The organism is Rhodococcus sp. GB-02 (assembly GCF_053470465.1).
Genome location: NZ_JBPUKE010000001.1, coordinates 2,104,606 through 2,130,812, shown reverse-complemented (window position 1 = coordinate 2,130,812; position 26,207 = coordinate 2,104,606). Strand labels below are relative to the sequence as shown.

The window sequence follows — 26,207 nt, the reverse complement described above, 5'->3', positions numbered from 1 at the left end:
GTGTACGAGTTTTCAGTTGTGGCGGTTCAAGCCGCGGTCGGTGGGCTGTTCCCGCCGATCGGATGCTGATACGGGTCAACGGACATCGGCGGATAGAACACCGACTTCCGATCCTGGCCGATCTCCACCCGCCATTCCGTGTGGTGCAGCGTCCGATGATGATGACCGCACAACAAGATCAGATTGTCGAGATCCGTTGGGCCACCATCACCCCAGTGAACAATATGGTGAGCATCGCACCACCCCGACGGCGTTCCGCACCCCGGGAACGCACACCCACCATCACGCACCGCCAACGCCCGCCGCTGCGGAACCGTCGCCGTTCTCGCTTCCTTGCCGCAGTCGAGCGGAACACCATTTTCATCCAACAGAATCCGCGTCACGGTGCAGTCACAGGCCAACATCCGTGCGGTGTCAATACTGATCGGGCCCACCCAATCCGCCCACGCGTACCCGAGTTCCTCAGTGGACGGCAGCAAGTCCTTCAAGGCCTGCATATCGGTCATGTCTTTCGCGCTGGCGGTGACCGTGATGTGTGGTTTCACGCCGCCCTCGATCGGACCCAACCCCGCCCGCTCGTACCGCCGCAACAGTTCGCAGAACCCATCCGCACGTCGTAGTGCCGGAGTGCGGGTGTCTTTGACGCCGTCCTTCTCCGGCGTCGGAGCGGACAGGCTCGACAGCAACGTGATCAACCGCGCCCCGTTCACCGCATCCAGATCACCCTTGACTGTGACCCGCCCGTACAGGCCTTTCGAGGCGTAGAACTCATTCCGCTCAGAGTCTTCCCCGACCGGAACACCGTCCTCACGCTTGCCGTACTGCTTCTCGATCCTCCGGATCGCCGCCCGCACCGCATCACAATCCGCAATATTCTTCGACGCCAACGACAACAAAATCCCGCGAGCCTTCTCCACATCCGCCAGGGTCATATTCTTCGGCGGATGCTGACAAAACGACGCCACCTGCCGCGCCTTCAACGCATCAACATCACCCCGGTGAAACGCATCGCCCACCACAGGTTCGAGCATCATCAACCGCGCCAACCCGACCAGCAGACTGCACTCACCGATCTCCAGATTCGTCGAACCATGCAACCACTGCGCGATCGCCCGAAAACCCTTCCCCCCGAGAACCTCACGGGAAAACATCTCCACGATCAACAACACCATCCGCGACTGCAACTCGTGTCGGACACGCACCAGATCCAGAACCTCACCCTTGAGGTCCTCACCATCCAGCTGCCACGCTTCCCGACTGTCCATGCTCAAAGTTTAATCGAACATACTTTCGATAACCAGAGACAAAACGGACGACTTATATCGCCAACGCAGCCCGATGCCCCTCGATGACCGCTGCGTGCGAACGTCTCGGAGACAAGGCGTCACCGATGCGAAATGTCTCGAAAGAACTTCCCTGCAAGGTGTTCCACAACTCGTCGACAGGTTCCTGCTGTGTCGCGAAGACCACCCAGTCGACCGCGACTTTCTCGACCACACCCGTCGGAAGGTGAACCAAGCTCACGAGCGGCGAGGCTCCAGTGCTCACCGACGTCACCATCAGATCCGTCCGTTGCATGATCGACTTCTCGAACGCCCGGCGGTTCCACCCCTCGAAATCCAGGGTGATGCTCAGATCTTGGGCAACCACCATGCCGTTGGTCGCGATCGTGACAGCGCAACCTTGATCAGCGAGGAATTCCGCCACCGACGTGCCTTGATGGAATCCCAACTCGTCGTACACGAGCACCGTTCCACTCGGCAGAATCCTGCCGTCGAGAACATCTCGGACACCCACCACACAATCAGATCCACCCGCCCACGCTGGGCGCACAGGCCGCGCTCCGGTTGCAATCACGACCACGTCGGGCGCCTGCTCCTCCACGATCGCGAGATCAGCTCCAGCACCCAGCTCGATCGTCACACCGCTTCGGCGACACTCCGATTCAAGATTCCGGACGAGGTCGGCGAGCTCTCGGCGAGCGGGGACCACCGAGGCGGTAAGAATCTGTCCGCCAAGTCTTCGTTCACGCTCGAACAGCGTCACCGCATGACCTCGCTGGGCCGCGGTGGCCGCAGCTTGCAGGCCGGCCGGGCCGCCGCCAACTACCACCACCGTGCGGCCCCGTCGCCGCGGCATCGGCAGTGGGACCGATTCCCGACCGGCGCGCGGATTTTCGGTGCACCCCAACCAACGCCCCAGACCCATCCGCCCGACGCATTCCTGGTTGCAGGACAGGCAGGTTCGCACCTGTGACGATTGACCGGCACGCGCCTTGTTCACAAAATCCGGATCGGCGATCTGCCCGCGAACTACGCCCACCAGATCGCATACACCTTCCTCGAGTGCAGCTTCGGCGTGCTCCGGCGTCTTGAAACGGCCGACTCCGACGACTGGAAGATCGACGACCTCCCTGATCGCAGACGGGACGAAGTTGGCGTAGCCGGTGGGTACAGCCATCGATGCTTCGACCAGATGCAGTGTTTCCGTGGCCATTCCGACGGTGGTGTTGATGTAGTCGACGTAACCGTCAGCTTCGATCAGTTGGGCGGTGGTTACCGCGTCGGACAGTTCGATGCCACCCCGCGTTCCTTCGTATCCACTCAGGCGCACACCGAGCACACGATCCGGGCCGATGGCCTCACGCAGTACCCCGAGCACTTCGAGAAGGAAACGCGCACGATTCGCCACGCCCCCGCCGTAGCGATCGGTGCGCAGGTTGGTCGAGGGTGCGAGAAACGCGCGCACGATGGACGACTGCGACGCCTGCAGTTCCACCCCGTCGAAGCCACCGGCGACGCAGTTGCGCGCAACAAGGGCGAACCCGTCGAGAATCTCAACGATGTCCGCGTCGTCGACAGCCTTGGGCACCTCGCGGAACAACGGATCGGCGACGGCGCTCGGTGCCAACAGCGGCAATCGTGAATAGGTTCCAGCGCCCTGACCCCCATTGTGGTTGATCTGCGCGAGAATCGATGAACCATGTGCATGAACGGCGTCGGTGATCCGCCGGTATCCCTCGATCGCTTCGGGCCGATAGCCCGCAATCATCTTCTCGTACGGTCGATCCGAAGGATGCGTCGAGTGCTCCTCGGTGATGATCAGACCCGCACCACCGCGTGCCCGCGCCTCGTAGTACCTCGCGTGCTGCTCCGTCGGCAACCCGTTCTCCGCGTAATTGGTCAGGTGCGCGGAGAACACGACCCGATTGCGGAGTGTCAGGTTGCCCAGGCGCAGTGGCGCGAAGAGGCGCGGGTACGGCGTCATCAGACCTTGGAGTTTCCTTGATCGAGCGCGATATGACTTGCCGTGACGGTGCGTGAACCGTCACCCGCGAGCCACAAAACGGTATCGGCGATCTCGTCGGGTTCGGCGAACGCGATGTCCGAGAGGATCGGAGTGAAGTTGGGAAGGTACTGCGGAAACTTTGCAAATACCTCGAGCGCGCCCTGGTCGACCCCCATCGGCGTATTTACTCCGTAAGGGTGGATCGAGTTGACCCTGATCTTGTACTCCCCCAGTTCCTTTGCCGCGGCCTGCGTCAGACCGACGAGACCGAACTTGGCGCTCGCGTAGTGCGCTTGTCCGGGCAGCGCCTTGAGTCCGGCCACCGAACTGACCACGATGATCGATCCACCGCGCCCACCTTCGATGATCGCCGGCACCGATGCCTTGAGGGTTTTCCAGACTCCGGTCAGGTTGATGTCGATCAGGGTTTCCCACTGCTCGTCCGACATTTCCCAGAATCGATTCCAGTTACAGACCCCGGCATTTGCAACCACGATGTCGAGGCGTCCGAACTGCTCGACACCGTCCTTGACCACCGCGGTGAGCGCTGCGCCGTCACGGACATCGACCTCGCGGGCGAGGATCTTCCCACCCTCCGCTTCGACCAGACGTATCGTCTCGGCAAAGTCTTCGGAAGTTGCTGCGTCGTAGGAATTGTCCGACGCTACCGACGCGCACACGTCGACCGCGATGATCGCTGCTCCCTCGCGCGCCATCTTGACTGCGTGCGCACGTCCCTGACCGCGAGCTGCACCGGTAATGAAAGCAACGCGGCCTTCGAGCGAACGAACTGAACCCTGTGTCATGAGATAGCCCTCTCTGCAGAATTGAAACTCGTTCTAGTAGTAAACCCTGCACACCGCCCTTCGCGGATGGATTCGAGAACAGTTCGCGGAGCAACCGAGTCACCCACGTGGATGTCGGCCGCTTCCTTCAGCGTTTCGTTTGGCAGACGAGGCGAGCAGTCGATCACCACTTCGCACTCGAGCTGTGACCGCTCGCCGGTATGAACGTGCTCGACGCAGACGGTCCCTCCAGCGATTTCGACGACACGGGACGCGAGCACCCTGGTGATCCCGGCCTGCTGGATGCGCGTGTTGGCGCCGACCAGATCCCCACTCGCACCGAGCCTCGAACCGACGATGCTGTCGGGGGTCACAATCGAGACGGAGACGCCCTGGGCCGCGAGCACTTCTGCGAGCGCCACCGCGATCGGTCCACCGAGCGGATCGATCAGCGCGACCGGACCCGGCCCCACGGTGGCCAACTTCTCGAAGGCTTCCGACGCATCCAACCACCGAACCGAGTCGTCAACCGGATACGTCGGCGGCCGCGCAGCACTACCGGTGGCAAAAACAATCAGCTCGCCCCGACCACGTGCGTCACTCAGGTCCTTCGCGTCGACCGTCACCCCGGTTCGCATCGTCACGCCGCTACGACGGCATTCGTCCTCGAGCCACTTCGCGAGGAGTGTGAACCGGCTTCGGCCGCCACCTCTCGCAAAAGTTCGGATCATGCCGCCAAAACGCGATGAACTCTCGACGAGCGTGACCGAGTGCCCTGCCACCGCCGAGATCCGCGCGGCTTCCATCCCGGCGGGGCCACCCCCCACGACCAGCACGGCTCCCGGTGTCGAAATCTGCTCTCGCTCATCGAGGTCCACCGTCTCGAAACCCGCGCTCGGATTCCCGACGCACGTCACGACAGGATTGCGAGGATCACGCACGAGGCACGTCTGATTGCAGAGCACACACGGCCGGGGACGATCGCCGCGCGCGGCTTTCACGACCAGGTCCGGGTCCGCGATCTGGGCCCTGGTCATCTCGACGAACTCGGCTACTTCCAGCGCTGCGTGAGCGTCGGCCATATCCACGACGCTCCCCTGCAGGACAACAGGAATCGACACCGCGGCCTTGATCTCACGGCACAGGTCGAGGTTGAAGTTCGGCGGGCAGTGAAAGTCGGGGCGGTACCTGTCAGACGAATAGAGTCCGCCACGAACGACAACAAGGAGATCGAGGAGCGGAGACACTTCACGCGCAATACCGATGGCAAGATCGGGCGTCAGGCCCGCCCATGGCGCTTCCTCGTGGCAGGACAACCGCAAGGAGACAACGTGATCCGGTCCTAGTTCGTCACGCACGGCCGAAAGGATCTCGCGAACAAGGGCGACGCGATCAGTACCGTATCGATCGTGCCGAGTGTTGGTCAGGCCCGAAAGGAATTGCCGCAGAATACTTCGAGGGCCGGCATCGAGTTCCACTCCGTCCATTCCCGAAGCGACGGCCAGCGCCGACGCTTCGCAGAAGCCGGCTATCAGCTGGTCGATTTCCGGCTGCCCCATTGCCATCGGCAATTCGCGCGTCACCGGGTCGGCCACTCTTGACGGTCCCCACAGCACCGATTGAGAGTATGCGCTGGAACCCTGCATCCCGGTATGCCCCAGCCCGGCAAGAACCAACGCTCCGTACGGGGCGCACGCAGTCGCGATCGACTGCCACCCCGGGCCACATTGCGACGCCAGCGGTGCCCGCTCGTACGGCCAGTCGTTCTCCAATACCGAGGCCACTTCGGTGACGACGATCCCGGCTCCGCCTTCGGCGCGGCGCTGGTAATACGCCCGGTGCCGATCGGAAAGCGAGCGTCCCACAGCAAGGTTGGTCTCGTGCGGACCGAAAACAACCCTGGACCGGACTTTGCGTCCGGCCAGGGTTGTGTGTTCGTGAAGGCTCAACTCACAGCTCGATCAGAGCCGGAGATTCAGCTCGCACCCAGCGTGCGGGTGAAGCCTTCCGGGATCACCAGATCCGCCGGGCTCAGCTCGGTGATGGACGAGTGGCCGAGGCCCATCAGCCCCGAGTCGATGCCCATCCGCATCAGGTCGAGCACGTTCTCGACACCGGCCTGGCCGTTTGCCGAGAGACCCCACAGGTAGGCGCGCCCGAGCATGACGGCCTTGGCTCCGAGTGCGAGCGCCTTGACGACGTCGCCGCCGCGCCGAATACCGCCGTCGAGAACAACTTCCACCTGATCGCCCACGGCCTCGGCGATGCCCGGGAGCACGCGGATCGGCGCCGGGGTGCCGTCGAGGTTGTTACCACCGTGGTTGGAGACCGAAATAGCGGAGACACCGGCGTCGACAGCTCGCTTGGCGTCGTCGATGCGCATGATGCCCTTGAGCATGAACGGTCCACCCCACTGCTCACGCAGCCAGGCGATGTCTTCCCACGTCGGAAGCGGAGTCTGCATCCACTCGCCGTACGCGCCGAAGAACGTCGGCGCCGGCTGGCCGGGAGCCGCGAGGTTGGGTGTGGTCAGATCCGGGATCTTGCCGGTCTTGGCGAACTCCAGCAACCACTTCGGACGCATGATGCCCTCGGGGGCGAACTGGAACATCGCCTTGAGATCCATCTTCTCGGGGATGGACGGGCTGCCCCAGTCGCGACCGTACGAGAAGGACCAGTCGGTGGTGATGATCAGGCCCTTGGCACCGGCAGCGCGAGCGCGCTCCATACGTTGGAGAAGCACGTCGCGGCTGCCGACCCAATACATCTGGAAGAAGACCTGCGGGTTGGCCGCGGCAACTTCTTCGATGGACTTGCTGGCGAAAGAACTCAGTCCGATGGCTGTTCCCCGTGCTGCAGCCGCACGAGCTACCGCTACCTCACCGTCGGGGTGCACTGCCTGCACACCGGTCGGTGAAATCATGACAGGCAACGAAATGTCCTGGCCCATAATGGTGGTGGACATCTCGCGCTTGTCCGACAGTCCCGCAGCGTGGGGAGCGAAACCCAGTTCGCTGAATGCCGCGACGTTGTCGTCGACAGTCAGCCCTTTCTCGGATCCCGCCACCAACGCCGCGTACACGGACTTGGGCAACCTCTTCTTCGCACGGCGCTGTGCTTCTGCCACCGTCTCGAAGAAAGCATTCTTAGCCATTGAACTGACCTCTCTGGGGTGCAGCTTTCGCCGCACTGTCGGTATCGCGCAGTAGTTACTGCATTCCCGCAAGCGGGTTTTCGTCACAAATCTTGGCGGGCGGACGCATCATCAATGTCAGGGGCACCGATGCACGTGGGGTCTTACGCTGACCGGAACGGGAGTGATCGACACTGGACTTCGGGACCTCTCCCGCCGACGCCAATGCCTTTTCACCGTTGCCGATGACGCACTCGGGGTCAGGTCCGTCCATCGGCAGTCCGGTGAAGAACTTGGCCGCCATGCAGCCACCCCGGCAGGAGTCGTAGTGGTTGCACTTGCTGCAGGCGCCACCGGTCTGCGGCGAGCGCAGCTCCTCGAACAGGTCCGAGTGCTGCCAGACTTCCTGGAATCCACCGTCTTTCACGATGTTTCCGGCAAGGAACTGCTCGTGAATCGCGAACGGGCACGCGTAGACGTCACCGACCGGGTCGATCAGGCACACGACACGACCCGCGCCACAGAGATTGAGACCGGGCAGTGCATCGCCGAACGCGGAGAGGTGGAAGAACGAGTCTCCCGTCAGGACGCCTTCACCATTGGCCACCAACCAGTTGTAGAGCTCACGCTGCTGTTCGGGGCGTGGGTGCAGGTCGTCCCACACGTCGGCGCCGCGGCCCGAAGGGCGCAGTCGAGTGATGCGCAGGGTCGCGTCGTACTTGTCCGCGAGAGCCTTGAACTCGTCGAGCTGACTGACGTTGTGCCGCGTGACGACCACCGAAATCTTGGCGTCCTTGAAGCCGGCTTCCTTCAGGTTCGCGAGAGCACGCTCGGCCATTGCGAACGAACCAGGCCCGCGCACAGCGTCATTGACTTCAGCGGTGGCACCGTCGATGGAAATCTGCACGTCGACGTAGTCACTGGCGGCGAGGCGCGCCGCGACCTTCTTGTCGATCTTCACGCCGTTGGTGGAGAACTTCACACCAACCTGGTGGTCCGTCGCGTAGTCGACGAGCTCCCAGAAGTCGGAGCGCACCGTCGGCTCGCCGCCACCGATGTTGACGTAGAAAACCTGCATACGCTGCAGCTCGTCGATGATGGACTTGCACTGTTCGGTGCTCAGCTCGTTGGGGTCACGACGGCCCGACGACGACAGGCAGTGCACACAGGACAGGTTGCAGGCGTAGGTGAGTTCCCACGTCAGGCAGATCGGGGCGTCGAGTCCGAGTTCGAACTGATCGACGAGGCGACCCACCTTGGCGGGCGGGGAGGGTTGTTCAAGAACTGAGGTCATGGCTGTGTCCTCGCGAAGAAATGAAGCGGGCGAACGTGCAGAAGGGCTGTTCCGCACGTGGGGGCGAGCGTCTGGCTCAGACAGGCACGATCATGTGCGAGTCGGCGAGAGTGCTCAGCGCGCGGGCATATTGGGGAGCCGCGTCATCTTCGATGCCTTGCGCACGTAGTGCGGACCGGACATCAGGATGGTCTGGCAACGCCTTGACCACCGCAACGATGGTCGTGTTCTTCAGGAACGACAGCTTGCGCGTTCCGAAGTGGTAGAGCAACGCCCCGAAAGGTTCGGGGCGAAGCGCTACCTGCGGGTGGAGTTTCCACCCCGCATCGAGATCCAAAGCAGACACGGTCAGTACACGCCGCACATGCCGTCGATGGAAACTTCCTCCACGAGGGACTCCTCGACGAGGTCGTTCTCGAGCGCCTTGTTGTCACGATCTGACATGGATTCCTCCTGCGGTCGCACTCCGTCTGGAAGTCTGTAGATCAGACTTCCAACCTGGGAGTTGGTGGTCACTAGTGGGACTTCACTGTGACTCGGTTCACCACTGTAATGGCATCGAGTGCAGAATGACACACATGGAGCGAAAAAAGTATGCGTAGCCGCAAGAAACCGTCCGCTCGGATAGGTCGTCGCCCCTCCACAACGAAGGAGGGAATCAGCACGATCGGCATCGAACTGTTCTCCACAGTCGGCTTCAACGAGGTGAGCGTCGACCAGATAGCCGACGCCGCCGGCATCGCGCGTCGGACTTTCTTTCGCTACTTCCCGTCAAAGAACGCCGTCCCCTGGGGCGACTTCGACGGGCATCTCGACGAGATGCGTGAGCACCTGGATTCACTGCCCGCTGACATCCCGTTGGTCGACGCACTCGAATCCGCATTGTTGACGTTCAACACCTTCCCACCGGAAGAGACTGCGGTACATCGCAAACGGATGGAATTGATCCTCGAAGTTCCGACGCTTCAGGCATACTCTGTGGTGATGTACGAAGGTTGGCGGCAGGTGGTCGCCGACTACGTCGCACGCCGAATGAATCTCGAGCCGACCGATCACGGCCCACGCACGGTCGGCTATCTTCTGCTCGGGGTCGCCGTGTCGGCGTACGAGCAGTGGCTCACCGACGATTCACTCGAGCTACCGGAACTCTTGAAAACGGGTACGCAGTCCCTGCGGACCGGCATCAGCACCTGAGAAGCATCACCACCCGAGAAAGGCGATCATGTCCACCATCACGAACGAACCGGTCCTGGATTCACTGGCACCGTCGACGCCGGGCGTGTGGTCGTTCGGGCATGTCACCGTCGAACGCGTCGATTCCGGTCCGATCTCGCTCGATCGCCGAGGCGGTCGCCTCCACGTCAGGCACTCCCTCACTCCCGCCGACCTGAGTGAGCGACTCGTCGCCGGAGTCACCTCGTCGATCCAGGACGCAGAGTTCGGCCAGGACGAATTCGAGTTGACGATGGTCGGCCTGGTTCGCTCCACCGTGGACGGCGCTCTCGAATCCTGGACCACCTACTACCGGAACTCCCTTGCCGAACTATTGGACGGCACTGCAGATTTCGCGCCGATTCACGACAAAGCCCATGAACTGGTTCGCGGTTCCGTGCTCGATCTGGGTTCCTGCTTCGGTTTCCTGCCCCTGCGACTCGCGCGCGCCGGAATGGAGGTGACCGCCACGGACATCCTGCCCGGAACGATGATCCTACTCGAGGCGGTAGCCCCCGAACTCGGCATCACGATCGACACGGTGATCTGCGACGCGGGTGAAGTTCCGGCACCGGACAACAGCGCCGACACCGTCACCGCGATTCATCTCCTCGAGCACGTCGACGACGCAGTCGGCGAAGCCGTGATCGCGCAGGCACTCCGGATCGCACGTCAACGGGTCGTCATAGCCGTCCCCTTCGAGGACGAAGCCACGGCCTGCCACGGTCATATCCGTACGTTCGATCTCGAATCATTGCGTGCGGTCGGCCGGCAGACCGGTGTGCCGTTCGAGGCATTCGAGCATCACGGCGGCTGGTTGGTGCTGGACGCTACGGCCGCCTGAAAAGAACTAGCCTTCTTTCAGCGTATGGGCGACAAGTGCATTCGCGTGTCCATGACCCATACCGTGCTCCGACTTCAACCAATTGACCAATTCCATGTGCTTGGTGAGGTCTGAGCTTCTGATCAGCTCTTGCCATTCAACGATCGGCCGACCGTACTTCTTCTCGATCGAAGGAAAATACGACGCCGGGCCTTTCACGGGTTCAGTCATGACCGGAATCTACCTCCACCGCCCGACAATATTCGCGCACCTGCGGCACCCGCATGTCCGCACCTGCGGAATCGCTGGGTAGATACGCGACTATCGGATTATGGTCGAAGCACACCCAGCCGAGAGCACAGGAGTTCAGAGATGCGACTGTCAACGCGAAATCAACTCAGCGGCACAATCACCGAGGTCAACCTCGGCACCGTCATGGCAACGGTCAAGGTGAAATTGGACGGCGGCAACCAGATCGTGACTTCGTCGATCACCCGTGATGCCGCACTGGATCTCGACCTCGAACCAGGCCAAGCTGCAACGGTATTCGTGAAGTCCACCGAGGTGACGATCGGCGTCGAATAACTGGTGAGCGCTGAGATCAGGGCCGAGTGAGCTGCGTGGTCATCGTGTAGTTCTTGCTCGGCCCCGTCACGGTCCAGACGACAGTCCAAGCCGATCGATTGCCGGCAGTGACGTCGATTCGCCCGCGGTAGGTATCTGCACCGCACAGGTGCTCGACTTCCTCCCCCGGCGCCCAGTCGTGGAACTCTCTACCGTCTTCGAATGTCACAGCCCATTCGAGGCCACGCTCTGCAATGAACAGAGTCCGGAACACCGGCAGCTCCAGATCGCCGTCACGCAGAGTGCCACTCTCGTACCAGCGCATCCGACCGTCACCGGCGTCGGAGATAGTGGTCTCGCCGAAGACATGTTTGGTGTAACCGGAAAGGCGGTCGACGATGTCGCGCTCGAAGTGCCACGTTCCTGCCAGCGCCCTCGGCTCGATCCTCGCGTCGTCAACCATGTGACAATTCTAGTGACCTTGAACAAGGACTTGCGAAGGAGCCGAACGAACTGCGGAGAGTATGTTCCGAGTACACCCGGAACACGCAGGAGATTCACACAACCATGAACGATTCGGCCGCCCTTCACAAACGCACAGTGTTCGCCGACGATCTCGAGATCGGCCAAGTGATCCCATTGGGCTCGTACACGGTGACCGAAGAGGAGATCGTCGAGTTCGCAACCCAGTGGGATCCCCAGTGGTTTCACATCGACAAGGAAGCCGCCGGGTCCGGTGTCTTCGGCGGGTTGATCGCCAGCGGGCTCCACACCCTGTCGATCTGCCAGAAGTTGGTGGTCGCCAGTCTCTACGACCAATGGAACGTGATCGCCGGAAAGACCATGCGCGACGTGAGCTTCCGACGTCCACTTCGCCCCGGTGACACCCTGAGCGGAAAGGCCACCATCGACAACGTCGTGTTCGACAATCGCGCGCGAGGATTGGTCACCATCACAGCGAAATTGGTCGATGCACAGGGCAATCGCGTTCTCGACGTGGTCACGGACGCCTACCTGCACTGCCGCCCGACTCGCGGACAGTGAATTGTCGGTAAATTTCGCACCGCATTGTCTGAATTGCCGTACTTTCAGTGACGTTGCGATGCAACAGTACCCATCCCCCCAATCAGGAGTTCCTCACACATGAGCAGCCTCGGCGAGATCAATCCTCTCGGCATTCTTCAGATCCTCATCTACATGCTCTTCGGTGGCTCGTCCAGCACTCCCGAATAGACCCTAGCTTGCCATTGCCATAGTCAGCGCCTAAGGTGCTGACTATGGCAATTACTAGTCAGGTATCCGCGGCGGCCGGGCAGTCGACGGACGCAGCGATTCATCACACCGAATTCGACTCCAGCTGGCGGAGTTTCGACGGCATTCAGGGCGGACTCGCCGTGGCACGGATGCTGCGAGTGGCAGCGGAGGCGTCCGGAGCCGAACCTCTGGCAGTCACGGCGCACCTGGACCGCCCCGTCCCTCCGGGGCCGGCCGAGTTGACCGTCGGCGAGATGCGGGGCGGGCGGACCGTCAGTTGCCACGTCACGCTGACCGGTTCGGGATCCGCTCTCGTTCGGTTAGCCCGAGACACAGGAGCCACGACGCTGTCCGCCCCCGGAGTCGAGCCGAGTCCGGTCGACCCGGCAACCCTGCCTTCGCTGGAGATCCCGGTGGATTTTGTGCCGTTTTCCCAGCACCTCGACATCCGGCCGATCAACTCCGCGAGGCCGTTCGCCGGTGGCGACTCCCCCGAATTCGACGTCTGGATCCGCCTGCTCACAGACCTCGATTTCACGGCTCAAGAGCGCGCCGCGGTCCTGCTCGACGCGCTTCCGCCCGGCCTGTTCGCGACACTGACGATGCCAGTGGCTATACCGACCATCGAGTTCACCGCGCATTTCACACCGGAGCACCTCACGGCAGATCCCCAATCACTGTCACCGTGGTATCGCCTACGCCACGGGACCGCCTGGGCGACAGACACTCTCTGTGTAGACGAATCCGAACTATTCGACTCGACCGGACGGCTCGCTGCTCGGGCACGCCAACTTCGTCGAATTCTGAGTTGAGTTCAGCTCTCCTACACCTGGAGGTCGCGACGACGGAACGCGACAAGCGATGCTGTCGAAAGCACTACTGCCACAACGATCATTGCCAGCAGCGGCAGAACGGTCACAGGCTCGGCAGGGGCACCCGGCACGTGGGTGAAGGGCGACAGGTCCAGCACTACCTGCGGAAGCTTCAACAACGTGCCGAGTTGCCCGAGCACGATGCATGCCGCCAAGATTCCCCAGGAGAGCGCCGACGCGTATGTCGGGAACAGTCCGAAAGCCAACGACACCAACCCCACGACTACGAGCACCGCAGGCAGATAGGCCAAGGCGGCGCCTGTCATGCGAAGTGTGTTGCCGCCGATGTCGTCCGTGACGAGACCGAAGGCGAATCCGGTGAACGCACCCATCAAGACGTGCGCGAGTATCACTCCGCCCACAACCACCCCTAGATGGGACAGCATCCACTTCCGCCGCGACAGCGAGGTTGCCAGCAACGGTTCGAGCCGTCCCAAGGTTTCCTCGCCCCGCATCCGGAGAAGACTCTGGACCGAGTATGCCGCGATGACTATCGACGTGAGCCCCAGAGCGGTGGCCAAGTAGGAATCCACCAGATCCGTACCGCCGCCACCGAGTTTCTCGAACATCTCCGCGGTCTGCTGCGACGATCCCACCATCGCGTCGATCTCGTTGCCCACAGCGCCGTACGCGAACCCGAGTATGACAACGGCAAAGATCCACCAGAACATCGTCATTCGCTGCATGCGCCACGCCAGGCCCCAAGCCGACGGTAGCCACGATGCCGCGGCCGGCGGGCCGGGTCGAGGCTGAACGAGTCCCGCTCCCTGATCGCGATGGCCGATGAGAACAAAGGCCACCACCACGTGCACAGCCGCAAATCCGATCAGCAACAACAGGATCCACCAGGCGTCGTCGTCGAAAGGTCGGATCTGTTGCGCCCACCCGATCGGTGAGAGCCACGACAACCAACCGCTCACCACGCGAGTTCCGTCGTCGACGACCGTACTGTTCACGTCACCGACCGCACGCAGCATGAAGGCAACACCGATCGCGGCGCCCGCCAGACCGTTGGCCGTACGAGCACCGTCGGTGATCTGCGCCGTCACGGCTGCAACTCCGGCAAACGCGATTCCGGTCCCACCTATCGAGGCGCCCAACGCGAGCGAACCAACGACAGGCAAACCGACGGCGATCGATCCCAGTGCAATTCCCAGTGTCAGAACGACGTTCGCACCGACCGTGACGATCAGTGCGGAGGTCAGGAGCGCTCGTCTACCTACCACCGCAGCACCGATCATCTCGGCTCGGCCGGTCTCCTCGTTCTGTCGCGTATGACGAACCACCGCAAGGGTGCTCATCAATGCCGCCACCAACGCGAACACGAGCACCGACTGACTGGCGACTATCGCGCCCTGCGAATCACCGGACACGATACCGTTGGTCGCCAGCGCCACCGGCGATACCGCGGAACTGACTGCGATGTTTCGTAATTCCTCGGGTGTCGAGTACAGCCCGGTCACACTGGCGACAACGAGCAGCATGAACAAGACGATCGAGATGACCCACACGGAAAGCTGAATTCGGTCCCGTCGCAAAGCCAGCCGGACCAGTCGGCGCGTACCGGTGAATTGGCTCGCCGACGCCGGTACCGGTGGAGCGGCCTCGACAACGACGGTCACGGCCGTACCCCGGTCTCGGCTCGCAGGTGGACCGAAGTCTCCCTGGCACGCTCGTCACCGTAGTGCCGCAAGAAGAGTTCTTCGAGTGTCGGCGGAGTGGAAGTGAGCGCCACGATTCCGAAGCCGACCAAGTACGTCATGAATGGTCCGAGCTGCGCGCTGTCGACTTCGCAGGTGAAGTGGTTACCGTCGATCACCGCGTCGTGCACACCGCCGAGTCCGTCGAGTCCACCGATCGGGCGCTGTGTCTCCGCCGAGACAGACGTGCGCGTGAGGTGCCTGAGTTCGGACAGCGTTCCCTCTTCCACCGTCCGCCCGTCGCGGATGATGCTCACGCGATCGCACAGCGCTTCGACCTCGGCGAGGATATGGCTCGACAGCAGAACCGTCTTTCCGTCGTGAGCCACTTCCTCGACGCAGTCCTGAAACACGGCTTCCATCAACGGGTCGAGCCCCGATGTCGGTTCGTCGAGTACGTAGAGGTCGACGTCGGACGAGAACGCAGCCACGAGTGCAACCTTCTGCCGGTTACCTTTCGAGTACGTCCGCGCCTTCTTGGTCGGATCCAGTTCGAAGCGATCGAGCAACTCGCTGCGGCGTTTTCGGTCAAGGCCACCACGCAGACCCGCCAACAGATCGATAGCCTCGCCGCCGGTGAAGTTGGGCCACAGATTCACCTCGCCAGGCACGTAAGCGAGACGTCGATGCAAAGTAACAGCGTCTCGCCACGGATCGCTACCGAGAACAGTTGCTTCTCCGGAATCAGAACGGAGCAGGCCGAGGAGCACCCGAATGGTTGTGGATTTTCCGGAGCCGTTCGGCCCCAGGAATCCGTGAACTTCACCCGTCGAGACGTCGAGGTCGAGGCCATCCAGCGCGCGGGTGGTACCGAACGTCTTGACGAGGTTCTTCACTGAAATCGCCGCACCCATGAACTTGACCGTACGCCGATTTCACAAATGTGTGAAGATAGGAAAAGAGGAAAGATCGAAGGGTTCCGATGACCGCCACCAGCAATACCGTTGCACCGGACGAGAGCCGACATTATGTCGAGCGACTCTCACTCGTGCTGAGCGACATGGGTTTTCCGCCGATGCCCGCCCGCGTGTGGGCCGCGTTGATGACCAGCGAGACGCCCTCGTCCACACCCGGAGATCTCGGATCGCGGTTGGGAGTAAGCCCCGCCTCCATCTCCGGAGCAGTCAGATACCTCCAGCAAGTCGGGTTGATCGAGCGTGTGGCCGTCCCCGGATCGAGGCGTCAGCACTACTGCGTCAGCGTCGACATGTGGGCCGACGCGTTTGTCACGAAACAGTCCTCGCTCTACCAGGTCTCGGCAGTTGCGAGCGAGGGCATTCGGGTCCTCGGCGAAGGAACGACGGCCGGCGATCGTATGGCTGATCTGCGCGACTTCTTCGACTTCATGGCCGCGGAAATGCCACGAATGCTCGCGGACTGGCGCTCCCGGCGAAAAGACCGGACACCTGGTAGGTAACTTCAGGTTTACCCTCAATTTCGGCGGGGTACCTCAATTCTCGTTCCAGCATGGTGAGGCGCGGCGTACTCGAGGAGTTGCTGATGAAGCTGTCGATCAGGGGCGCGAACACTTCACCGACTCCACCCTTCGCACGAACCGCCTCACCCGAAACCTGTGAACGATCGATTTCCTTGAACCGCACCGCCGCCGAAGCATTCGCCGGCGATCATCATGCACTGTCGAAACTCCTGGCCCGATTGCACCCTCGCGTCGTTCTCTACTATCGCGCCAGACTCCTCGGGACGCCTGTTGCATCGTTCGCCGACGATCTCGCCCATCAATGCACCCTGGACGTCATCACACGAATGTCCGATACGATCTCGGCCGACACACGCATCGAGACCTTCGCTTACGAGTTGGCCTCTCGACGGATTGCGTCAATTCCCCAGTCACGCAACATCGACGGGCAATTCAAACGCCCACGTCGCCTGACCGACGATCAACGTGAGGTCCTGGTACTGCGAATCGCAGTGGGTCTGACTGCCGAGATGACCGCGTCGACTCTGCGCACAACTCGATCGAGTGTGCTCCTCGTACAGCACCAGGCGCTGCGCGCTTGGACGGTCTCCGAGCGGAGCTAGATCAGACCTTGCTTACTCGCGGCGTAGACGGCCTCGGCTCGCCGGCTCACCTCGAGTTTGCGCATGATGTTACTGACGTGGAACTTGACGGTGGTCGGTGAGATGAACAATCGCTCACCGATCTTGATGTTGGACAAGCCGTTTGCGAGAAGCCTCAGCACTTCCAATTCGCGATCGGTCAATCGTTCCTTGGTTGCCGACTGTCCGTTGAGCGAACGGACGACAGCCGATGCGCTGCGAGAATCGAACGCACTCTCGCCTCGCGAGACCGCCCTGATCGCCCGCACCAATTCGGTGGTGTCGACGTCTTTGACCACATAGCCGCGAGCACCCGCGTGCACCGCTCGCACCACCAGTTGATCGTCGAGAAAGGTGGTGAGAACCAACAGTCCGAGCCCAGGATGCGCGGACGACAACTGGCCACAGAGGGTCAGCCCCTCGTAATCGGAACTGGCGGAGAGCTTGAGATCCATCAGGACGATGTCCGGCCCGACCTTGTCGACGACGGCAAGCGCCTCGGCGAGGGACGACGCCTCCCCCACGATCTCGAGGTCGCTTTCGCGCTCGAGCACCGAGCGGAGCCCTTGCCGCAGAATCGCGTGGTCGTCGACCAGGACTATGCGAACCAAACTTTGAACCGGCGACGCTCCACGGGTGACGACGGGACGGGCAGTAGTCATGATTCCTCGCTCTCGATTTCAGTGGTAGAGCACAGGTTTTCAATGCCCGAGTCGAGCGGCAGTGCCCCTGGCAGCGGCAGTGGCAGTCGCACGAGAATCTGAATCCCACCGATCCGAGCCCGTCGCACTTCCAGCGCGCCACCCAACTCCAAGGTTCGCGCCTGCATGTTCGCGAGACCGCGGTGGCGGCCGTCGAGATCGTTGGTGGCTGCGAGTTTGAGAATAAGCCGCATCCGGGCGGGGTCACCATCACCGTCGTCGGAGACCGACAACAACACGGAGTCCGCCCGATAGGTCAGACGGAGTACCGCCCGATTCGCGTGAGCATGGACCGCTGCGTTGAACAGGGCTTCCCCGGCGATCCGCAGAAGGGCGTGTTCGGCATCGCTCGGAAGTTCGGTCGGGGTCCCGCCGACGCGAACGCTGACTGCCAACTCGTCGGGCATGTGAACCACGCCGAGCTGCTCGAGCATCTCGGGCAGCGACGTCCTGTCCGCGTCCGAGGAATGATTGAGAGCGTAGATCGCCGAACGGAGCTGCTCGACTGCCCGCCTGGTCAAATCCTTTGCCAAGTCCAGTCTTTCACTGCGCTCGGCCTCCGGGATGTCGCTGCGGCAGACCTCGATCTGCATTCCGGCTGATAACACCGCCTGCGTCACACTGTCGTGAAGTTCGCGGGCGATCCGGTGGCGTTCGTCGTCGACCACCTGATGCCGGTGAGCCACTCCCAACTGACGCTGAGTGGACTCCAATTCGCTGTTACGCACCGCAAGATCTGCCGCAGTGCGATTGGCCTCCGCATACGCATCCTCAGCACGCTCGAGCAGTAGCTGTCCGCGCTGGTAGAGCGCCGAATTCTGCAGGGCCACAGCAGTCTGGCTGGCCAGAATGCTGAGCACGGCGCCGTCCGTCGTATCGAGCGTCCGGTTGGCCGGCGTCCAGGCCGCAAAGGCGCCGACCACACCACCGCCGAGCACGATCGGCACAAACGCGTAGTGAGCGTCGATCACCGAGTTGGATTCGATTCTTCCGTACCGGATGTCGTCGAGGCATTCGACGACATCCTCCGGAAGCGGTGGCCCCTCCACATTGTCGACCAGGAACGGCGTCGCATCCGGACCGAGGACCAATCGCCGGGGCCCGGCGTCGGGCAAGGTCCCATCGGCCAAGGCGAAGACTATCCAGTTGGCACTCAGATGAGCGCGGGCAGCTTCCGCGACCGCGCAAACCAGGGTTTCCGGGCCCTCGACGGTGCGCACCAATGCCCGCGAGATCAACTCCAACGCATGTACGACGCGCTCGAGGCGCTCCGCCGCACCGCGATACTGCGGGTAGAACGAACTCTTCCCCGACCGTAATCCGGTGAGCCGGGACAGGTCCGCGGTCATCGTCTGCACCACTTCACAGCGTCACTCTTCACAGCGTCCCTCTTCACAAGGCACCTCTGAACAACGCCACCATCTGCTCCTGCGTCGCTTCCCTGGGATTGGTGGACATACAGGCATCGAGCAAAGCGAAGCTGGCGAGCCTACTCAGATCTACCTCTCGAACACCCAACTCCCCCAACCCCTTCGGCACGCCGACCTCACGCGCAAGCCGTTCGACCCGATCGGCCACCGCCAGCGCTGCTTCCTCCGGGGTGCCGTGCTGCTCGGGAAGACTCAGTGCCGCAGCGATGGCAACAAAGGGGGCAGCGTCCGTCGTGGAATTGAACCGGATGACGTGGGGCAACAGAATTCCGTTGATGACGCCGTGTGGCAGGTCGAGCATGCCGCCCACCTGATGGCTCATCGCATGCGCGGCGCCGAGTATCGCGTTTGTGAACGCCAACCCGGCCTCGAGGCTCGCCTGCGCCATCACCGACCGCGCTTCCATCCCCATCGGGTCCTGGATCGTGTGCACCAGATTCTCGGTCACCAACCCGACAGCGCGGAGCGCGTGATGATCGGTCAACGGATTGTGGGCCAGCGAGACGAAGGCTTCGATACCGTGCGTCAGTGCATCCAATCCCGTTGCAGCATTGAGCCACTCGGGCATCGTCGTGAGCAACCGCGGATCGATGACCGTCACATCGGGGACCAGTGCCCGGCCGATGATGGTGATCTTGGTGCCGCGGGTCGTGTCCGTGACGATGCAGAACTGCGACACGTCCGCGCCCGTGCCGGACGTGGTGGGAACCATCACCAACGGTGGGATCGGTTTTGTCGCCTGATCCACACCCTCGTAGTCGAGTATGTTGCCGCCGTTGGCAGCGAGGACGGCAACACCTTTTGCTGCGTCGATGACGGAACCGCCGCCGAGCGCGATGATGACGTCGCACTCGCCTTCCTGGTACACCTCGAATCCGGCCGCGATCTCGAAGTCCTTGGGGTTGGGTGTCAGCCCTGACCACACCGTCGCGGTCAGTCCCTGCTCGGTGAGATGGCCTTCCAGTTCGCTGACCCATCCGGCGTCGATCAGACCGGGATCGGTGACCAGGAACGGTCGGAACCCACCGAACCTCAAAGTCGCGTGTGCTGCCTCGACCAGGGAACCGATGCCGAAGACGATCTCGGGGGCGTGAAATTTGACCAGTCGAGCAGCAGTGCCGCGGCGATGAACACCGTGGTTCACAGCATCCGGATATGCCACGGACACGACCCCACTCTCCTCTCGCTGCGCTGAGATCTCCGCTCGGGATTTCGCATCCGTCGCTCTCAGTGCATCAGCTCTCACGTGCACCAACTGGTGTGATCCACCTTACAATCGCTGGCCCCGAGCCTACGCGGACGGCAGTCGGGGCACACCCACCGAAGGAGAGGCACTTACCTACCCGTTCGGGCAGGTAAGACATCTCTGGAAAATAGATGGCGCGGCGGCCAGGTCGCGTTGTACTTTCGGTTTCGGCCAGAGCGGCCGGTAGTACTGATCCAGAAGGTGTTTATGACCCAGCCCGCGCCGAGCGCGCCTCCCGCCCCTGCACTGTCGGCAACCTCGAGGGTCACTTGCTGATCCTCGAAACGTCGGACTGACAGCCGCGAGGCCCCCTCGGCCTGCTCCTACTGCTTTGTTCACTCAGCTAGGAGTTCTCCAGTGCCTCGATCACACAATTCCATCTCGAAAACCGACACCTTCTCCTGCGTTCAGTGCGGACTCACCGTCATGACGTACGGCCCAGACGGCGATCGCCGAAACCATTGCCCCAGTTGCCTGCATTCCCGACACCTGTTCGACCAGGCGGAAGGTGGGCCGTCAGACTGCGGAATGCGGATGGCCCCCATTTCGATCGCGGTGCTGCGCAGTGGCGATTGGATGATCATCCACCGTTGCGCACAGTGCCTCGAACTCACCTCCAACCCCGTCAGCCGAGACGACAACCAGTTGTTGTTGATGAGGATGGCAGTGCGGCCACTCGCGCAACCGCCCTTCCCGCTCGAAGCCTTCGGCAACTTGTAATGGGTGGGAACGCAGATGCCACGTAGGAATCCCAGCACCCGCTCGCGGCGGGCACCGCAACGCACCAAGCAAGTACTGCACGGAATCGGCGGCGAGCCAGGATCGAGTTTCCGTTGTCTCACATGCCGTTTGGATATCCCCACCGAGGCCCCGGGTACCGCCCATCGGAACCACTGCCCGAACTGTCTGGCAAGCCGACACGTGGACGGGCGTATTCCCGGCGACCGAGCACAACAGTGCAGAGGCGCAATGGCGGCGCTGTCCTTGACAGTCCGGCACGACGGTGAATGGATGCTCGTTCACCAGTGCCTCGAGTGCAATACGTTGAAAGTCAACAGGATCGCCGGCGACGACAACGCCTTGGTCCTGCTGCGCTTGGCGCTACGTCCGTTGGCGGACCCTCGCCTGGGCTCGCGAGCGTTGCTAGCGCTCTGATGAATCGTCAGGTGTAATCGCACGGTTCTGCGCGCGATTACGCCTGACGACAACCACGAACATGATCCCGGCGAGCAAGCCGACCACAGTCGGTCCGAGGACCAATCCCGAATACAACCAGGGGGCAGGTTCAGCCGGAAAGAGGTCCATGAATTCGGGTCCGGTGAATGTAGGTCCGGAAAATGGATCCCGATAGGATCCGCTGGTGAGAATATGCGGTGACGCCAACGACTTCCACCACCACTGAAACACACCGAGCGCGACAACCCCACACACCGCTCCGAGCACTGTCAGCGCCGCGATCGGTCGCCAGATCGATCCCCTGATTTCGGTCATGAGATCAAACTAGTTCACGACGGATCGCGCAGTGACATCAGTGAAGTGCAGTGGCATCAGCGAAGTGCGTGCCCCAGTTCGGCGGCTTTCGTCATCAGTTGCGCGGCATCTCGGGCAACAACAACCTCGTCGCAGATCTCCGAATACTCCGGCATTGCGCACGATGCCTGGTTCCAGTAACGCTGTGGTTCAGGCGTGATCCAGGCCAGACGGTGGACCTTTCGGCGGAGTTCCTCGAGCTTGTCCACCTGCGGCGGCAAGCCGTTGCATCGACCGTCACCCACGATGATGACGGAAGTCCGCGAGTTCAAGGTGTTTCCGTGCTCGTCCAACAATTCAGCGAGCACCCGCCCGTAGTCGCTGCTCGCTTCCAGATCCAGTCCCGGGTGCGCGAGTACTGCGGCCAGTGCACCGTCACCGCTACTGGCGAGAAGGGTGTCGGTCACGTCGACCGGACGATCGACGAACGCGAGCACTTCACAACGATCTGCCCGGCGATGCATCGCCTGAGCCAACCGCAGCGTGAAGGCTGTGATGGGCCGCACGGACAGCGACACGTCTGCGATCAGAAGCAGCCGAACACGATCGGGGCGAGGAGCTTTCACGACCAGATGGAAGGGTATCCCGTCAGTGCGCAGGCTCGAACGCACCGTGCGGCGCATGTCGAGATGCCCACGAGAGCGCTCACGGGGTCGCAGCCTGGACGGACCTCTCATGCGCCGAAGCACCTCGTGGCACGCGAGTTCGATGTCGTTGTGCGTTGCACCTGCAGCAGATTCGCTGTCCGGCGCATCGGGAGCGGATTCGGCGAGCGCAGCGGCCGAGAGCGCTTGCACAAACGCTTCGACCGCCTCGACGAGCCGATTCAATTGCGCCTGCGTCAACGGCCCGTCGTCGGAGACGTCCGCGTACGCCTTGCTCGGGTCGTATGCGTCCAGCCAGGCCAGGATCGACGTCGGATCGTCCCACGACAAAGAACCGACCACTGCTGCAGCAACACTGGTACTGAGGTCACCGACCACTGCCGAGGCTGCACGGTCCACGTCGACCGTGTAACTGACTCCGCGTCGACCGGTCTCCGAACCGGTATCGACCGACAGTTCGGCGTCACTCGACGTCATCGACACATCGTCGTCGTCCTTGTGCGGGTTGAAGCCCTTCTCCGCTTCCGGAGTGTCGAAGTAGTCGCCGACCTCGGCCGCACGCTCGTTGTACTCGGCGTACCGACCAATTTCTTGATCCTCGTCGATCCCGAGCGCGGTGGGCAGACCGTCCGCCACCTCGGCGCGCGACGCCATCCGCTCAGCGTGGGCCGTCTCCGCAGGCTGCCGGAACAGCGCGTCGAACGCCCGCTCGAAACCGGCCTGCTCGTGAGAGTACTTGGCGCACACTGCCCGGAGACACGCTCGCAATGTCTTGCGATCCGAGGCACCGACCATCGCGAGGACACGCCGAACCTCGATGACCTCGGCCGGTGACGCAGAAACTCCGGCCGCCCGCAGCAATCGGCCGAAGCTCGCGGACACCACGTCGAGAACAAACGACGGTTGCCACACGGCAAGGCCACCGAGCGTCGTCATCGCGTCGAACGGATTCCGCTGCCGCCGCGGATTCCCTGTTGATGAGGGTCACGTCCACCCGTGCCCCGGAACACGGCCGTCGTCGTGTTGGCGGGTTTGCTTGCCACCGTGGATCGCTCGATCGGCTCGCCACCGTCACGCGACGGTGATTCGAGAAGCTTTCCGTCGAATCGTTGCTTGGCCAGCGTCACATCGGACGAGTACTTGAGCAACGCCGTGAGCAGGATGTCGCGCACCTTGGCGTCGGAGGCGGTGTCGAATCCGCTGGCCGCGAGCACTGTTGCCGCCCTGGCCGCGTCGATGACCTCCGAGATGGACGGACTCTTGCGCAGCGGGAGGTCACGCAGAATGCGAGCCAATTCGACGACCTCGGTGGCCGTAGCCGAATCCACCTCCGGCGCTCGGGCCGTGACGATCTCGCGTTCACGCTCCGACGTCGGATAGCCGAGATGGTAATGCAGACAGCGACGCTTGAGCGCGGGTGAGAGTTCGCGGGTATCGTTGGACGTCAGGATGACCCAGGGCTGCGAGCGGGCAACGAACGTACCGACCTCGGGAATGGTGACCTGCTGCTCGGCGAGAATCTCCAGGAGCAGTGCTTCCATCGACTCCTCTGTGCGGTCCACCTCGTCGACCAGAAGCACCACCGGTTCGGGTGAGAGGATCGCTTCGAGCAGCGGCCGTACTGACAGGAAGTTCTCGGAGTACAACCCGAAATCCTGATCGGCCAGAAACTTGGACGCTTCGGCGACGCTGTCGAATTTCGAAACCTGATCGCTGATCCGGTCACGGAGCATCTGCACGTGCAGGAGTTGCTTCGCGTAGTCCCATTCGTACAGGGCGCGATTGTCGTCCAGCCCTTCGTAGCACTGCAATCGCACCAGTTTGCGGCCCCCGATCGCAGCCAGCGACTTCGCCAGTTCCGTCTTGCCGACACCGGCCGGCCCTTCTAGCAGGAGCGGACGCCCCAGCGCCGTCGCCAGATGAACGACTACCGCGAACTCGTCATCGGCAATGTAGTCCTGCTCTCGCAGAGCATCTTTCACTTCGATTCCGCTGGAGAAACTGCGACCGGACATGGAATACCTTTCGATAGGGGCACAGCCCCTGTGCGCCTTTTTGGTAGTGCGGGCTACCAAAAAGGCGCACGGGGCCGGAGGCCCTGCTAGAAGTACGACTTGTTGATCGCGTGATCGACAACCGGAATCATCGACTCCACGGTGACCTCACGGGGGTTACCCGGGGTGCACCAGTCGTCCTGAATGTGCTCGGAGATGGCGCGCACAGTCTTCTCGTCACCCTTGATGACATCACCACGACCCTCGTACTTCTTGGTGTTCATCTGGTTCTTCGCGTACGAATCGGTGCGAACCTGACCGAAGTTGTCGGGGATACCGACGTCCTTGGCCAAACGGATGGCAGCCTCGACGGCAGCATCTGCAGCCTGAACCGTGGTGAGGTTGCGAGTGTCGACACCGAGTGCGCCGGCCAACTGGGCGTAGCGCTCGTAGCGCGAAGGCAGGTTGTACTCCCACACACGTGGCAACGCGATGGCGTTGTTCAAACCGTGGTGGCTGTCGAAGAAGGCACTGACCGCGTGCGAGATCGAGTGAACGATGCCCAGGCCGCCGGAGTTGAATGCCTGTCCGGCGATGTACTGCGCGTTCATCATTCCCTCGCGAGCCTTGAGGTTACGCGGCTCGAAGACAGCCTCGCGCAGGTTCTTCGCGACCAACTCGACCGAGTAGATCGCGTTACCGAGCGAAGGCGCGAAATCGAGACGAGACACGAAAGGCTCACTGCCGTGAGCGAGTACGTCGAAGCCGCAGTACGCGGTGAAGTGCTGAGGGCAGGTGTAGTAGAGCAGCGGATCGTCGATCGCCAATGTCACGATGGTCGCCTCGTCGAAGCCCACCCACTTGTGCGGGTTGTTCATGTCCGACGTGTCGGTGATGACGTACGCCCACGACGTCTCGGAACCCGTTCCGGCCGTGGTGGATACGGCGATATGCGGCGGGTTCTCCTTGTTGGTGGACTTGGCGAAGCCCTCGAACTCGTTGATGTTGCGACCGTCGTGTGCGATCACGACGCGAGCGCCCTTGGCGGCGTCGTGGCTCGAACCACCGCCGATCGAGATGATCGAGTCGCACTTCTCCTTCTGGTAGAGAGCCGCGGCCTCCATGACGTTGTAGTCCTTGGGATTCGACTCGACCTTGTCGTAGAGCACGACCTCGACACCCTGGTACTCGATCTTGCCGACGAGTTCCTCGATGATGCCCGAACCGCGCAGACCGGTCGTCATCAGAAGGGTGCGCTTGAAGCCGAGGTTCTTGGCCTCCACCCCGATGATGTCGTGGGCGCCCACACCCATCAGGGCGCGAGGGAAGGGGTGGAACTCCTTGATGGGAAAGTCCCAGATCTGGTTGAGCTCGATAGCCATCGGTATCTCCTCAGGGATGTGCACGAATGTGACTGCGGGAGGGATTCGAGCCGATTCTTTGTGACCGGCGTCTCACCTGGTTCCCACTGTGTACCGACAAACAGCCCGTGCACAGACTTCGACAGCTCAACCGCCCGGACGCCGCCCGTGAACCGCCCGTTCGGGCAGGTGATCGCCACCCCGGACCGCCAGGACGGCCGGATCAGACCGCCGTGGTTCCCGCTGATCGGGAACGTGTTGCTCGGCGACTACGATCCCCAGTAGCTTTTCATCACTGCTAACATTGAACTAGAACACGTTCTAGATGTTGACCTTCACTGACCTGCGCTTTACCCA

General features: G+C 62.2%; 28 protein-coding genes. 9 read left to right on the top strand and 19 right to left on the bottom strand.

The features are described from left to right. Positions 1–26: 26 nt before the first annotated feature. From ACSW29_RS10285 to mftA, 8 genes are all read right to left on the bottom strand, one after another. On the bottom strand, positions 27–1,265 hold the full coding sequence (locus ACSW29_RS10285; protein WP_448277161.1) for a DUF222 domain-containing protein: 1,239 nt from the start codon (positions 1,263–1,265) through the stop codon (positions 27–29). Positions 1,266–1,317: 52 nt separating this feature from the next. Beyond that, the gene (locus ACSW29_RS10280; protein WP_448277160.1) at positions 1,318–3,267 is read right to left on the bottom strand and encodes a mycofactocin system FadH/OYE family oxidoreductase 2; all 1,950 of its coding nucleotides are present in this window, start codon (positions 3,265–3,267) and stop codon (positions 1,318–1,320) included. Beyond that, on the bottom strand, positions 3,267–4,094 hold the full coding sequence (locus ACSW29_RS10275; RefSeq protein WP_003941966.1) for a mycofactocin-coupled SDR family oxidoreductase: 828 nt from the start codon (positions 4,092–4,094) through the stop codon (positions 3,267–3,269). The genes ACSW29_RS10280 and ACSW29_RS10275 overlap by 1 nt, the downstream gene beginning before the upstream one ends. Then, entirely contained in the window at positions 4,091–6,022 is a 1,932-nt protein-coding gene (locus ACSW29_RS10270; protein ID WP_448277159.1) for a mycofactocin system FadH/OYE family oxidoreductase 1, read from the bottom strand. Before ACSW29_RS10270 ends, ACSW29_RS10275 begins: the two co-directional genes overlap by 4 nt. 26 nt (positions 6,023–6,048) lie before the next feature. Further along, the gene (gene mftD, locus ACSW29_RS10265; protein ID WP_003942047.1) at positions 6,049–7,227 is read right to left on the bottom strand and encodes a pre-mycofactocin synthase MftD; all 1,179 of its coding nucleotides are present in this window, start codon (positions 7,225–7,227) and stop codon (positions 6,049–6,051) included. 55 nt (positions 7,228–7,282) lie between these two features. After that, the gene (mftC, locus tag ACSW29_RS10260) at positions 7,283–8,500 is read right to left on the bottom strand and encodes a mycofactocin radical SAM maturase (RefSeq protein WP_317825205.1); all 1,218 of its coding nucleotides are present in this window, start codon (positions 8,498–8,500) and stop codon (positions 7,283–7,285) included. A 76-nt stretch (positions 8,501–8,576) separates the two neighbouring features. Further along, a complete protein-coding gene (gene mftB / locus ACSW29_RS10255; RefSeq protein ID WP_007728309.1) occupies positions 8,577–8,864 on the bottom strand; it encodes a mycofactocin biosynthesis chaperone MftB in 288 nt (95 codons plus the stop codon). Further along, positions 8,849–8,944, bottom strand: coding sequence for a mycofactocin precursor MftA (gene mftA, locus ACSW29_RS10250; RefSeq protein ID WP_063836238.1), 96 nt, complete (start codon positions 8,942–8,944; stop codon positions 8,849–8,851). Before mftA ends, mftB begins: the two co-directional genes overlap by 16 nt. A 150-nt stretch (positions 8,945–9,094) precedes the next feature. On the opposite strand from mftA, the gene mftR reads away from it, so the two are divergent. Both mftR and mftM read left to right on the top strand, forming a co-directional pair. After that, positions 9,095–9,694, top strand: coding sequence for a mycofactocin system transcriptional regulator (gene mftR / locus ACSW29_RS10245; protein ID WP_230812207.1), 600 nt, complete (start codon positions 9,095–9,097; stop codon positions 9,692–9,694). 28 nt (positions 9,695–9,722) lie between these two features. Beyond that, positions 9,723–10,556 carry a mycofactocin oligosaccharide methyltransferase MftM gene (gene mftM / locus ACSW29_RS10240; RefSeq protein WP_448277158.1) on the top strand — a complete coding sequence of 278 codons (834 nt, stop codon included), beginning with the start codon at positions 9,723–9,725 and terminating at the stop codon, positions 10,554–10,556. A gap of 6 nt (positions 10,557–10,562) precedes the next feature. Here mftM and ACSW29_RS10235 read toward each other — a convergent pair whose 3' ends face one another. Further along, positions 10,563–10,766 (bottom strand): DUF4287 domain-containing protein, encoded by a 204-nt coding sequence (locus tag ACSW29_RS10235; protein WP_230812205.1) that lies wholly within the window; start codon positions 10,764–10,766, stop codon positions 10,563–10,565. A 141-nt stretch (positions 10,767–10,907) separates the two neighbouring features. Between ACSW29_RS10235 and ACSW29_RS10230 the strand changes: the two genes are divergently transcribed. Continuing rightward, entirely contained in the window at positions 10,908–11,120 is a 213-nt protein-coding gene (locus ACSW29_RS10230) for a TOBE domain-containing protein (protein WP_230812204.1), read from the top strand. 16 nt (positions 11,121–11,136) lie between these two features. On the opposite strand, the gene ACSW29_RS10225 is transcribed toward ACSW29_RS10230, so the two are convergent. Beyond that, positions 11,137–11,562, bottom strand: coding sequence for a DUF6314 family protein (locus ACSW29_RS10225; protein ID WP_317825201.1), 426 nt, complete (start codon positions 11,560–11,562; stop codon positions 11,137–11,139). 104 nt (positions 11,563–11,666) lie between these two features. Between ACSW29_RS10225 and ACSW29_RS10220 the strand changes: the two genes are divergently transcribed. Both ACSW29_RS10220 and ACSW29_RS10215 read left to right on the top strand, forming a co-directional pair. Next, positions 11,667–12,143, top strand: coding sequence for a MaoC/PaaZ C-terminal domain-containing protein (locus ACSW29_RS10220; RefSeq protein ID WP_317825200.1), 477 nt, complete (start codon positions 11,667–11,669; stop codon positions 12,141–12,143). A gap of 233 nt (positions 12,144–12,376) precedes the next feature. Continuing rightward, the gene (locus tag ACSW29_RS10215; RefSeq protein ID WP_448277157.1) at positions 12,377–13,165 is read left to right on the top strand and encodes a thioesterase family protein; all 789 of its coding nucleotides are present in this window, start codon (positions 12,377–12,379) and stop codon (positions 13,163–13,165) included. Positions 13,166–13,176: 11 nt separating this feature from the next. Here ACSW29_RS10215 and ACSW29_RS10210 read toward each other — a convergent pair whose 3' ends face one another. Beyond that, positions 13,177–14,847 (bottom strand): ABC transporter permease, encoded by a 1,671-nt coding sequence (locus ACSW29_RS10210; protein ID WP_448277156.1) that lies wholly within the window; start codon positions 14,845–14,847, stop codon positions 13,177–13,179. Further along, positions 14,844–15,779 carry an ATP-binding cassette domain-containing protein gene (locus ACSW29_RS10205; RefSeq protein ID WP_448277155.1) on the bottom strand — a complete coding sequence of 312 codons (936 nt, stop codon included), beginning with the start codon at positions 15,777–15,779 and terminating at the stop codon, positions 14,844–14,846. The genes ACSW29_RS10210 and ACSW29_RS10205 overlap by 4 nt, the downstream gene beginning before the upstream one ends. 68 nt (positions 15,780–15,847) lie before the next feature. Between ACSW29_RS10205 and ACSW29_RS10200 the strand changes: the two genes are divergently transcribed. Continuing rightward, positions 15,848–16,342: a GbsR/MarR family transcriptional regulator gene (locus tag ACSW29_RS10200; RefSeq protein ID WP_317825196.1), complete on the top strand. Its 495-nt coding sequence runs from the start codon at positions 15,848–15,850 to the stop codon at positions 16,340–16,342. An 83-nt stretch (positions 16,343–16,425) separates the two neighbouring features. Beyond that, a complete protein-coding gene (locus tag ACSW29_RS10195) occupies positions 16,426–16,965 on the top strand; it encodes an RNA polymerase subunit sigma (RefSeq protein ID WP_317825195.1) in 540 nt (179 codons plus the stop codon). Here the strand turns inward: ACSW29_RS10195 and ACSW29_RS10190 are convergent. Genes ACSW29_RS10190 through ACSW29_RS10180 form a run of 3 tightly spaced genes read right to left on the bottom strand, consistent with a single transcriptional unit; the run spans position 16,962 to position 20,282 of the window. Continuing rightward, positions 16,962–17,645 (bottom strand): MadR family response regulator transcription factor, encoded by a 684-nt coding sequence (locus tag ACSW29_RS10190; RefSeq protein ID WP_230812196.1) that lies wholly within the window; start codon positions 17,643–17,645, stop codon positions 16,962–16,964. The genes ACSW29_RS10195 and ACSW29_RS10190 overlap by 4 nt on opposite strands. Continuing rightward, positions 17,642–19,033 carry a MadS family sensor histidine kinase gene (locus ACSW29_RS10185; RefSeq protein WP_448277154.1) on the bottom strand — a complete coding sequence of 464 codons (1,392 nt, stop codon included), beginning with the start codon at positions 19,031–19,033 and terminating at the stop codon, positions 17,642–17,644. Before ACSW29_RS10185 ends, ACSW29_RS10190 begins: the two co-directional genes overlap by 4 nt. A gap of 43 nt (positions 19,034–19,076) precedes the next feature. Continuing rightward, positions 19,077–20,282 carry an iron-containing alcohol dehydrogenase gene (locus ACSW29_RS10180; protein WP_448277153.1) on the bottom strand — a complete coding sequence of 402 codons (1,206 nt, stop codon included), beginning with the start codon at positions 20,280–20,282 and terminating at the stop codon, positions 19,077–19,079. Positions 20,283–20,717: 435 nt separating this feature from the next. Between ACSW29_RS10180 and ACSW29_RS10175 the strand changes: the two genes are divergently transcribed. Further along, positions 20,718–21,080: an RNHCP domain-containing protein gene (locus tag ACSW29_RS10175; RefSeq protein WP_347871424.1), complete on the top strand. Its 363-nt coding sequence runs from the start codon at positions 20,718–20,720 to the stop codon at positions 21,078–21,080. Between the two features lie 15 nt (positions 21,081–21,095). Continuing rightward, positions 21,096–21,515, top strand: a complete 420-nt coding sequence (locus ACSW29_RS10170; protein ID WP_317825190.1) for an RNHCP domain-containing protein — start codon at positions 21,096–21,098, stop codon at positions 21,513–21,515. Here ACSW29_RS10170 and ACSW29_RS10165 read toward each other — a convergent pair. From ACSW29_RS10165 to mdo, 4 genes are all read right to left on the bottom strand, one after another. After that, positions 21,504–21,851, bottom strand: coding sequence for a hypothetical protein (locus tag ACSW29_RS10165; protein ID WP_317825189.1), 348 nt, complete (start codon positions 21,849–21,851; stop codon positions 21,504–21,506). The genes ACSW29_RS10170 and ACSW29_RS10165 overlap by 12 nt on opposite strands. A gap of 56 nt (positions 21,852–21,907) precedes the next feature. Beyond that, positions 21,908–23,431: a MadC family VWA domain-containing protein gene (madC, locus tag ACSW29_RS10160; protein ID WP_448277152.1), complete on the bottom strand. Its 1,524-nt coding sequence runs from the start codon at positions 23,429–23,431 to the stop codon at positions 21,908–21,910. Continuing rightward, entirely contained in the window at positions 23,428–24,510 is a 1,083-nt protein-coding gene (locus ACSW29_RS10155; RefSeq protein ID WP_230812189.1) for a MadB family AAA-type ATPase, read from the bottom strand. Before ACSW29_RS10155 ends, madC begins: the two co-directional genes overlap by 4 nt. An 86-nt stretch (positions 24,511–24,596) precedes the next feature. Beyond that, positions 24,597–25,871 carry an NDMA-dependent methanol dehydrogenase gene (mdo, locus tag ACSW29_RS10150; protein ID WP_003942095.1) on the bottom strand — a complete coding sequence of 425 codons (1,275 nt, stop codon included), beginning with the start codon at positions 25,869–25,871 and terminating at the stop codon, positions 24,597–24,599. Positions 25,872–26,207: the final 336 nt, after the last annotated feature.

What these genes read in the sequence shown, in the direction of transcription:
- ACSW29_RS10190 (WP_230812196.1), bottom strand. Translation starts at nt 17,645, where the DNA reads ATGACTACTGCCCGTCCCGTCGTCACCCGTGGAGCGTCGCCGGTTCAA.
- ACSW29_RS10165 (WP_317825189.1), bottom strand. Translation starts at nt 21,851, where the DNA reads ATGACCGAAATCAGGGGATCGATCTGGCGACCGATCGCGGCGCTGACA.
- ACSW29_RS10155 (WP_230812189.1), bottom strand. Translation starts at nt 24,510, where the DNA reads ATGTCCGGTCGCAGTTTCTCCAGCGGAATCGAAGTGAAAGATGCTCTG.
- ACSW29_RS10280 (WP_448277160.1), bottom strand. Translation starts at nt 3,267, where the DNA reads ATGACGCCGTACCCGCGCCTCTTCGCGCCACTGCGCCTGGGCAACCTG.
- ACSW29_RS10285 (WP_448277161.1), bottom strand. Translation starts at nt 1,265, where the DNA reads ATGGACAGTCGGGAAGCGTGGCAGCTGGATGGTGAGGACCTCAAGGGT.
- mftD (WP_003942047.1), bottom strand. Translation starts at nt 7,227, where the DNA reads ATGGCTAAGAATGCTTTCTTCGAGACGGTGGCAGAAGCACAGCGCCGT.
- mftC (WP_317825205.1), bottom strand. Translation starts at nt 8,500, where the DNA reads ATGACCTCAGTTCTTGAACAACCCTCCCCGCCCGCCAAGGTGGGTCGC.
- ACSW29_RS10215 (WP_448277157.1), top strand. Translation starts at nt 12,377, where the DNA reads ATGGCAATTACTAGTCAGGTATCCGCGGCGGCCGGGCAGTCGACGGAC.
- mftA (WP_063836238.1), bottom strand. Translation starts at nt 8,944, where the DNA reads ATGTCAGATCGTGACAACAAGGCGCTCGAGAACGACCTCGTCGAGGAG.
- ACSW29_RS10225 (WP_317825201.1), bottom strand. Translation starts at nt 11,562, where the DNA reads ATGGTTGACGACGCGAGGATCGAGCCGAGGGCGCTGGCAGGAACGTGG.
- ACSW29_RS10200 (WP_317825196.1), top strand. Translation starts at nt 15,848, where the DNA reads ATGACCGCCACCAGCAATACCGTTGCACCGGACGAGAGCCGACATTAT.
- madC (WP_448277152.1), bottom strand. Translation starts at nt 23,431, where the DNA reads ATGACGACGCTCGGTGGCCTTGCCGTGTGGCAACCGTCGTTTGTTCTC.
- mdo (WP_003942095.1), bottom strand. Translation starts at nt 25,871, where the DNA reads ATGGCTATCGAGCTCAACCAGATCTGGGACTTTCCCATCAAGGAGTTC.
- mftR (WP_230812207.1), top strand. Translation starts at nt 9,095, where the DNA reads ATGCGTAGCCGCAAGAAACCGTCCGCTCGGATAGGTCGTCGCCCCTCC.
- ACSW29_RS10275 (WP_003941966.1), bottom strand. Translation starts at nt 4,094, where the DNA reads ATGACACAGGGTTCAGTTCGTTCGCTCGAAGGCCGCGTTGCTTTCATT.
- ACSW29_RS10230 (WP_230812204.1), top strand. Translation starts at nt 10,908, where the DNA reads ATGCGACTGTCAACGCGAAATCAACTCAGCGGCACAATCACCGAGGTC.
- ACSW29_RS10235 (WP_230812205.1), bottom strand. Translation starts at nt 10,766, where the DNA reads ATGACTGAACCCGTGAAAGGCCCGGCGTCGTATTTTCCTTCGATCGAG.
- mftM (WP_448277158.1), top strand. Translation starts at nt 9,723, where the DNA reads ATGTCCACCATCACGAACGAACCGGTCCTGGATTCACTGGCACCGTCG.
- ACSW29_RS10170 (WP_317825190.1), top strand. Translation starts at nt 21,096, where the DNA reads ATGCCACGTAGGAATCCCAGCACCCGCTCGCGGCGGGCACCGCAACGC.
- ACSW29_RS10195 (WP_317825195.1), top strand. Translation starts at nt 16,426, where the DNA reads ATGAAGCTGTCGATCAGGGGCGCGAACACTTCACCGACTCCACCCTTC.
- ACSW29_RS10220 (WP_317825200.1), top strand. Translation starts at nt 11,667, where the DNA reads ATGAACGATTCGGCCGCCCTTCACAAACGCACAGTGTTCGCCGACGAT.
- ACSW29_RS10205 (WP_448277155.1), bottom strand. Translation starts at nt 15,779, where the DNA reads ATGGGTGCGGCGATTTCAGTGAAGAACCTCGTCAAGACGTTCGGTACC.
- ACSW29_RS10185 (WP_448277154.1), bottom strand. Translation starts at nt 19,033, where the DNA reads ATGACCGCGGACCTGTCCCGGCTCACCGGATTACGGTCGGGGAAGAGT.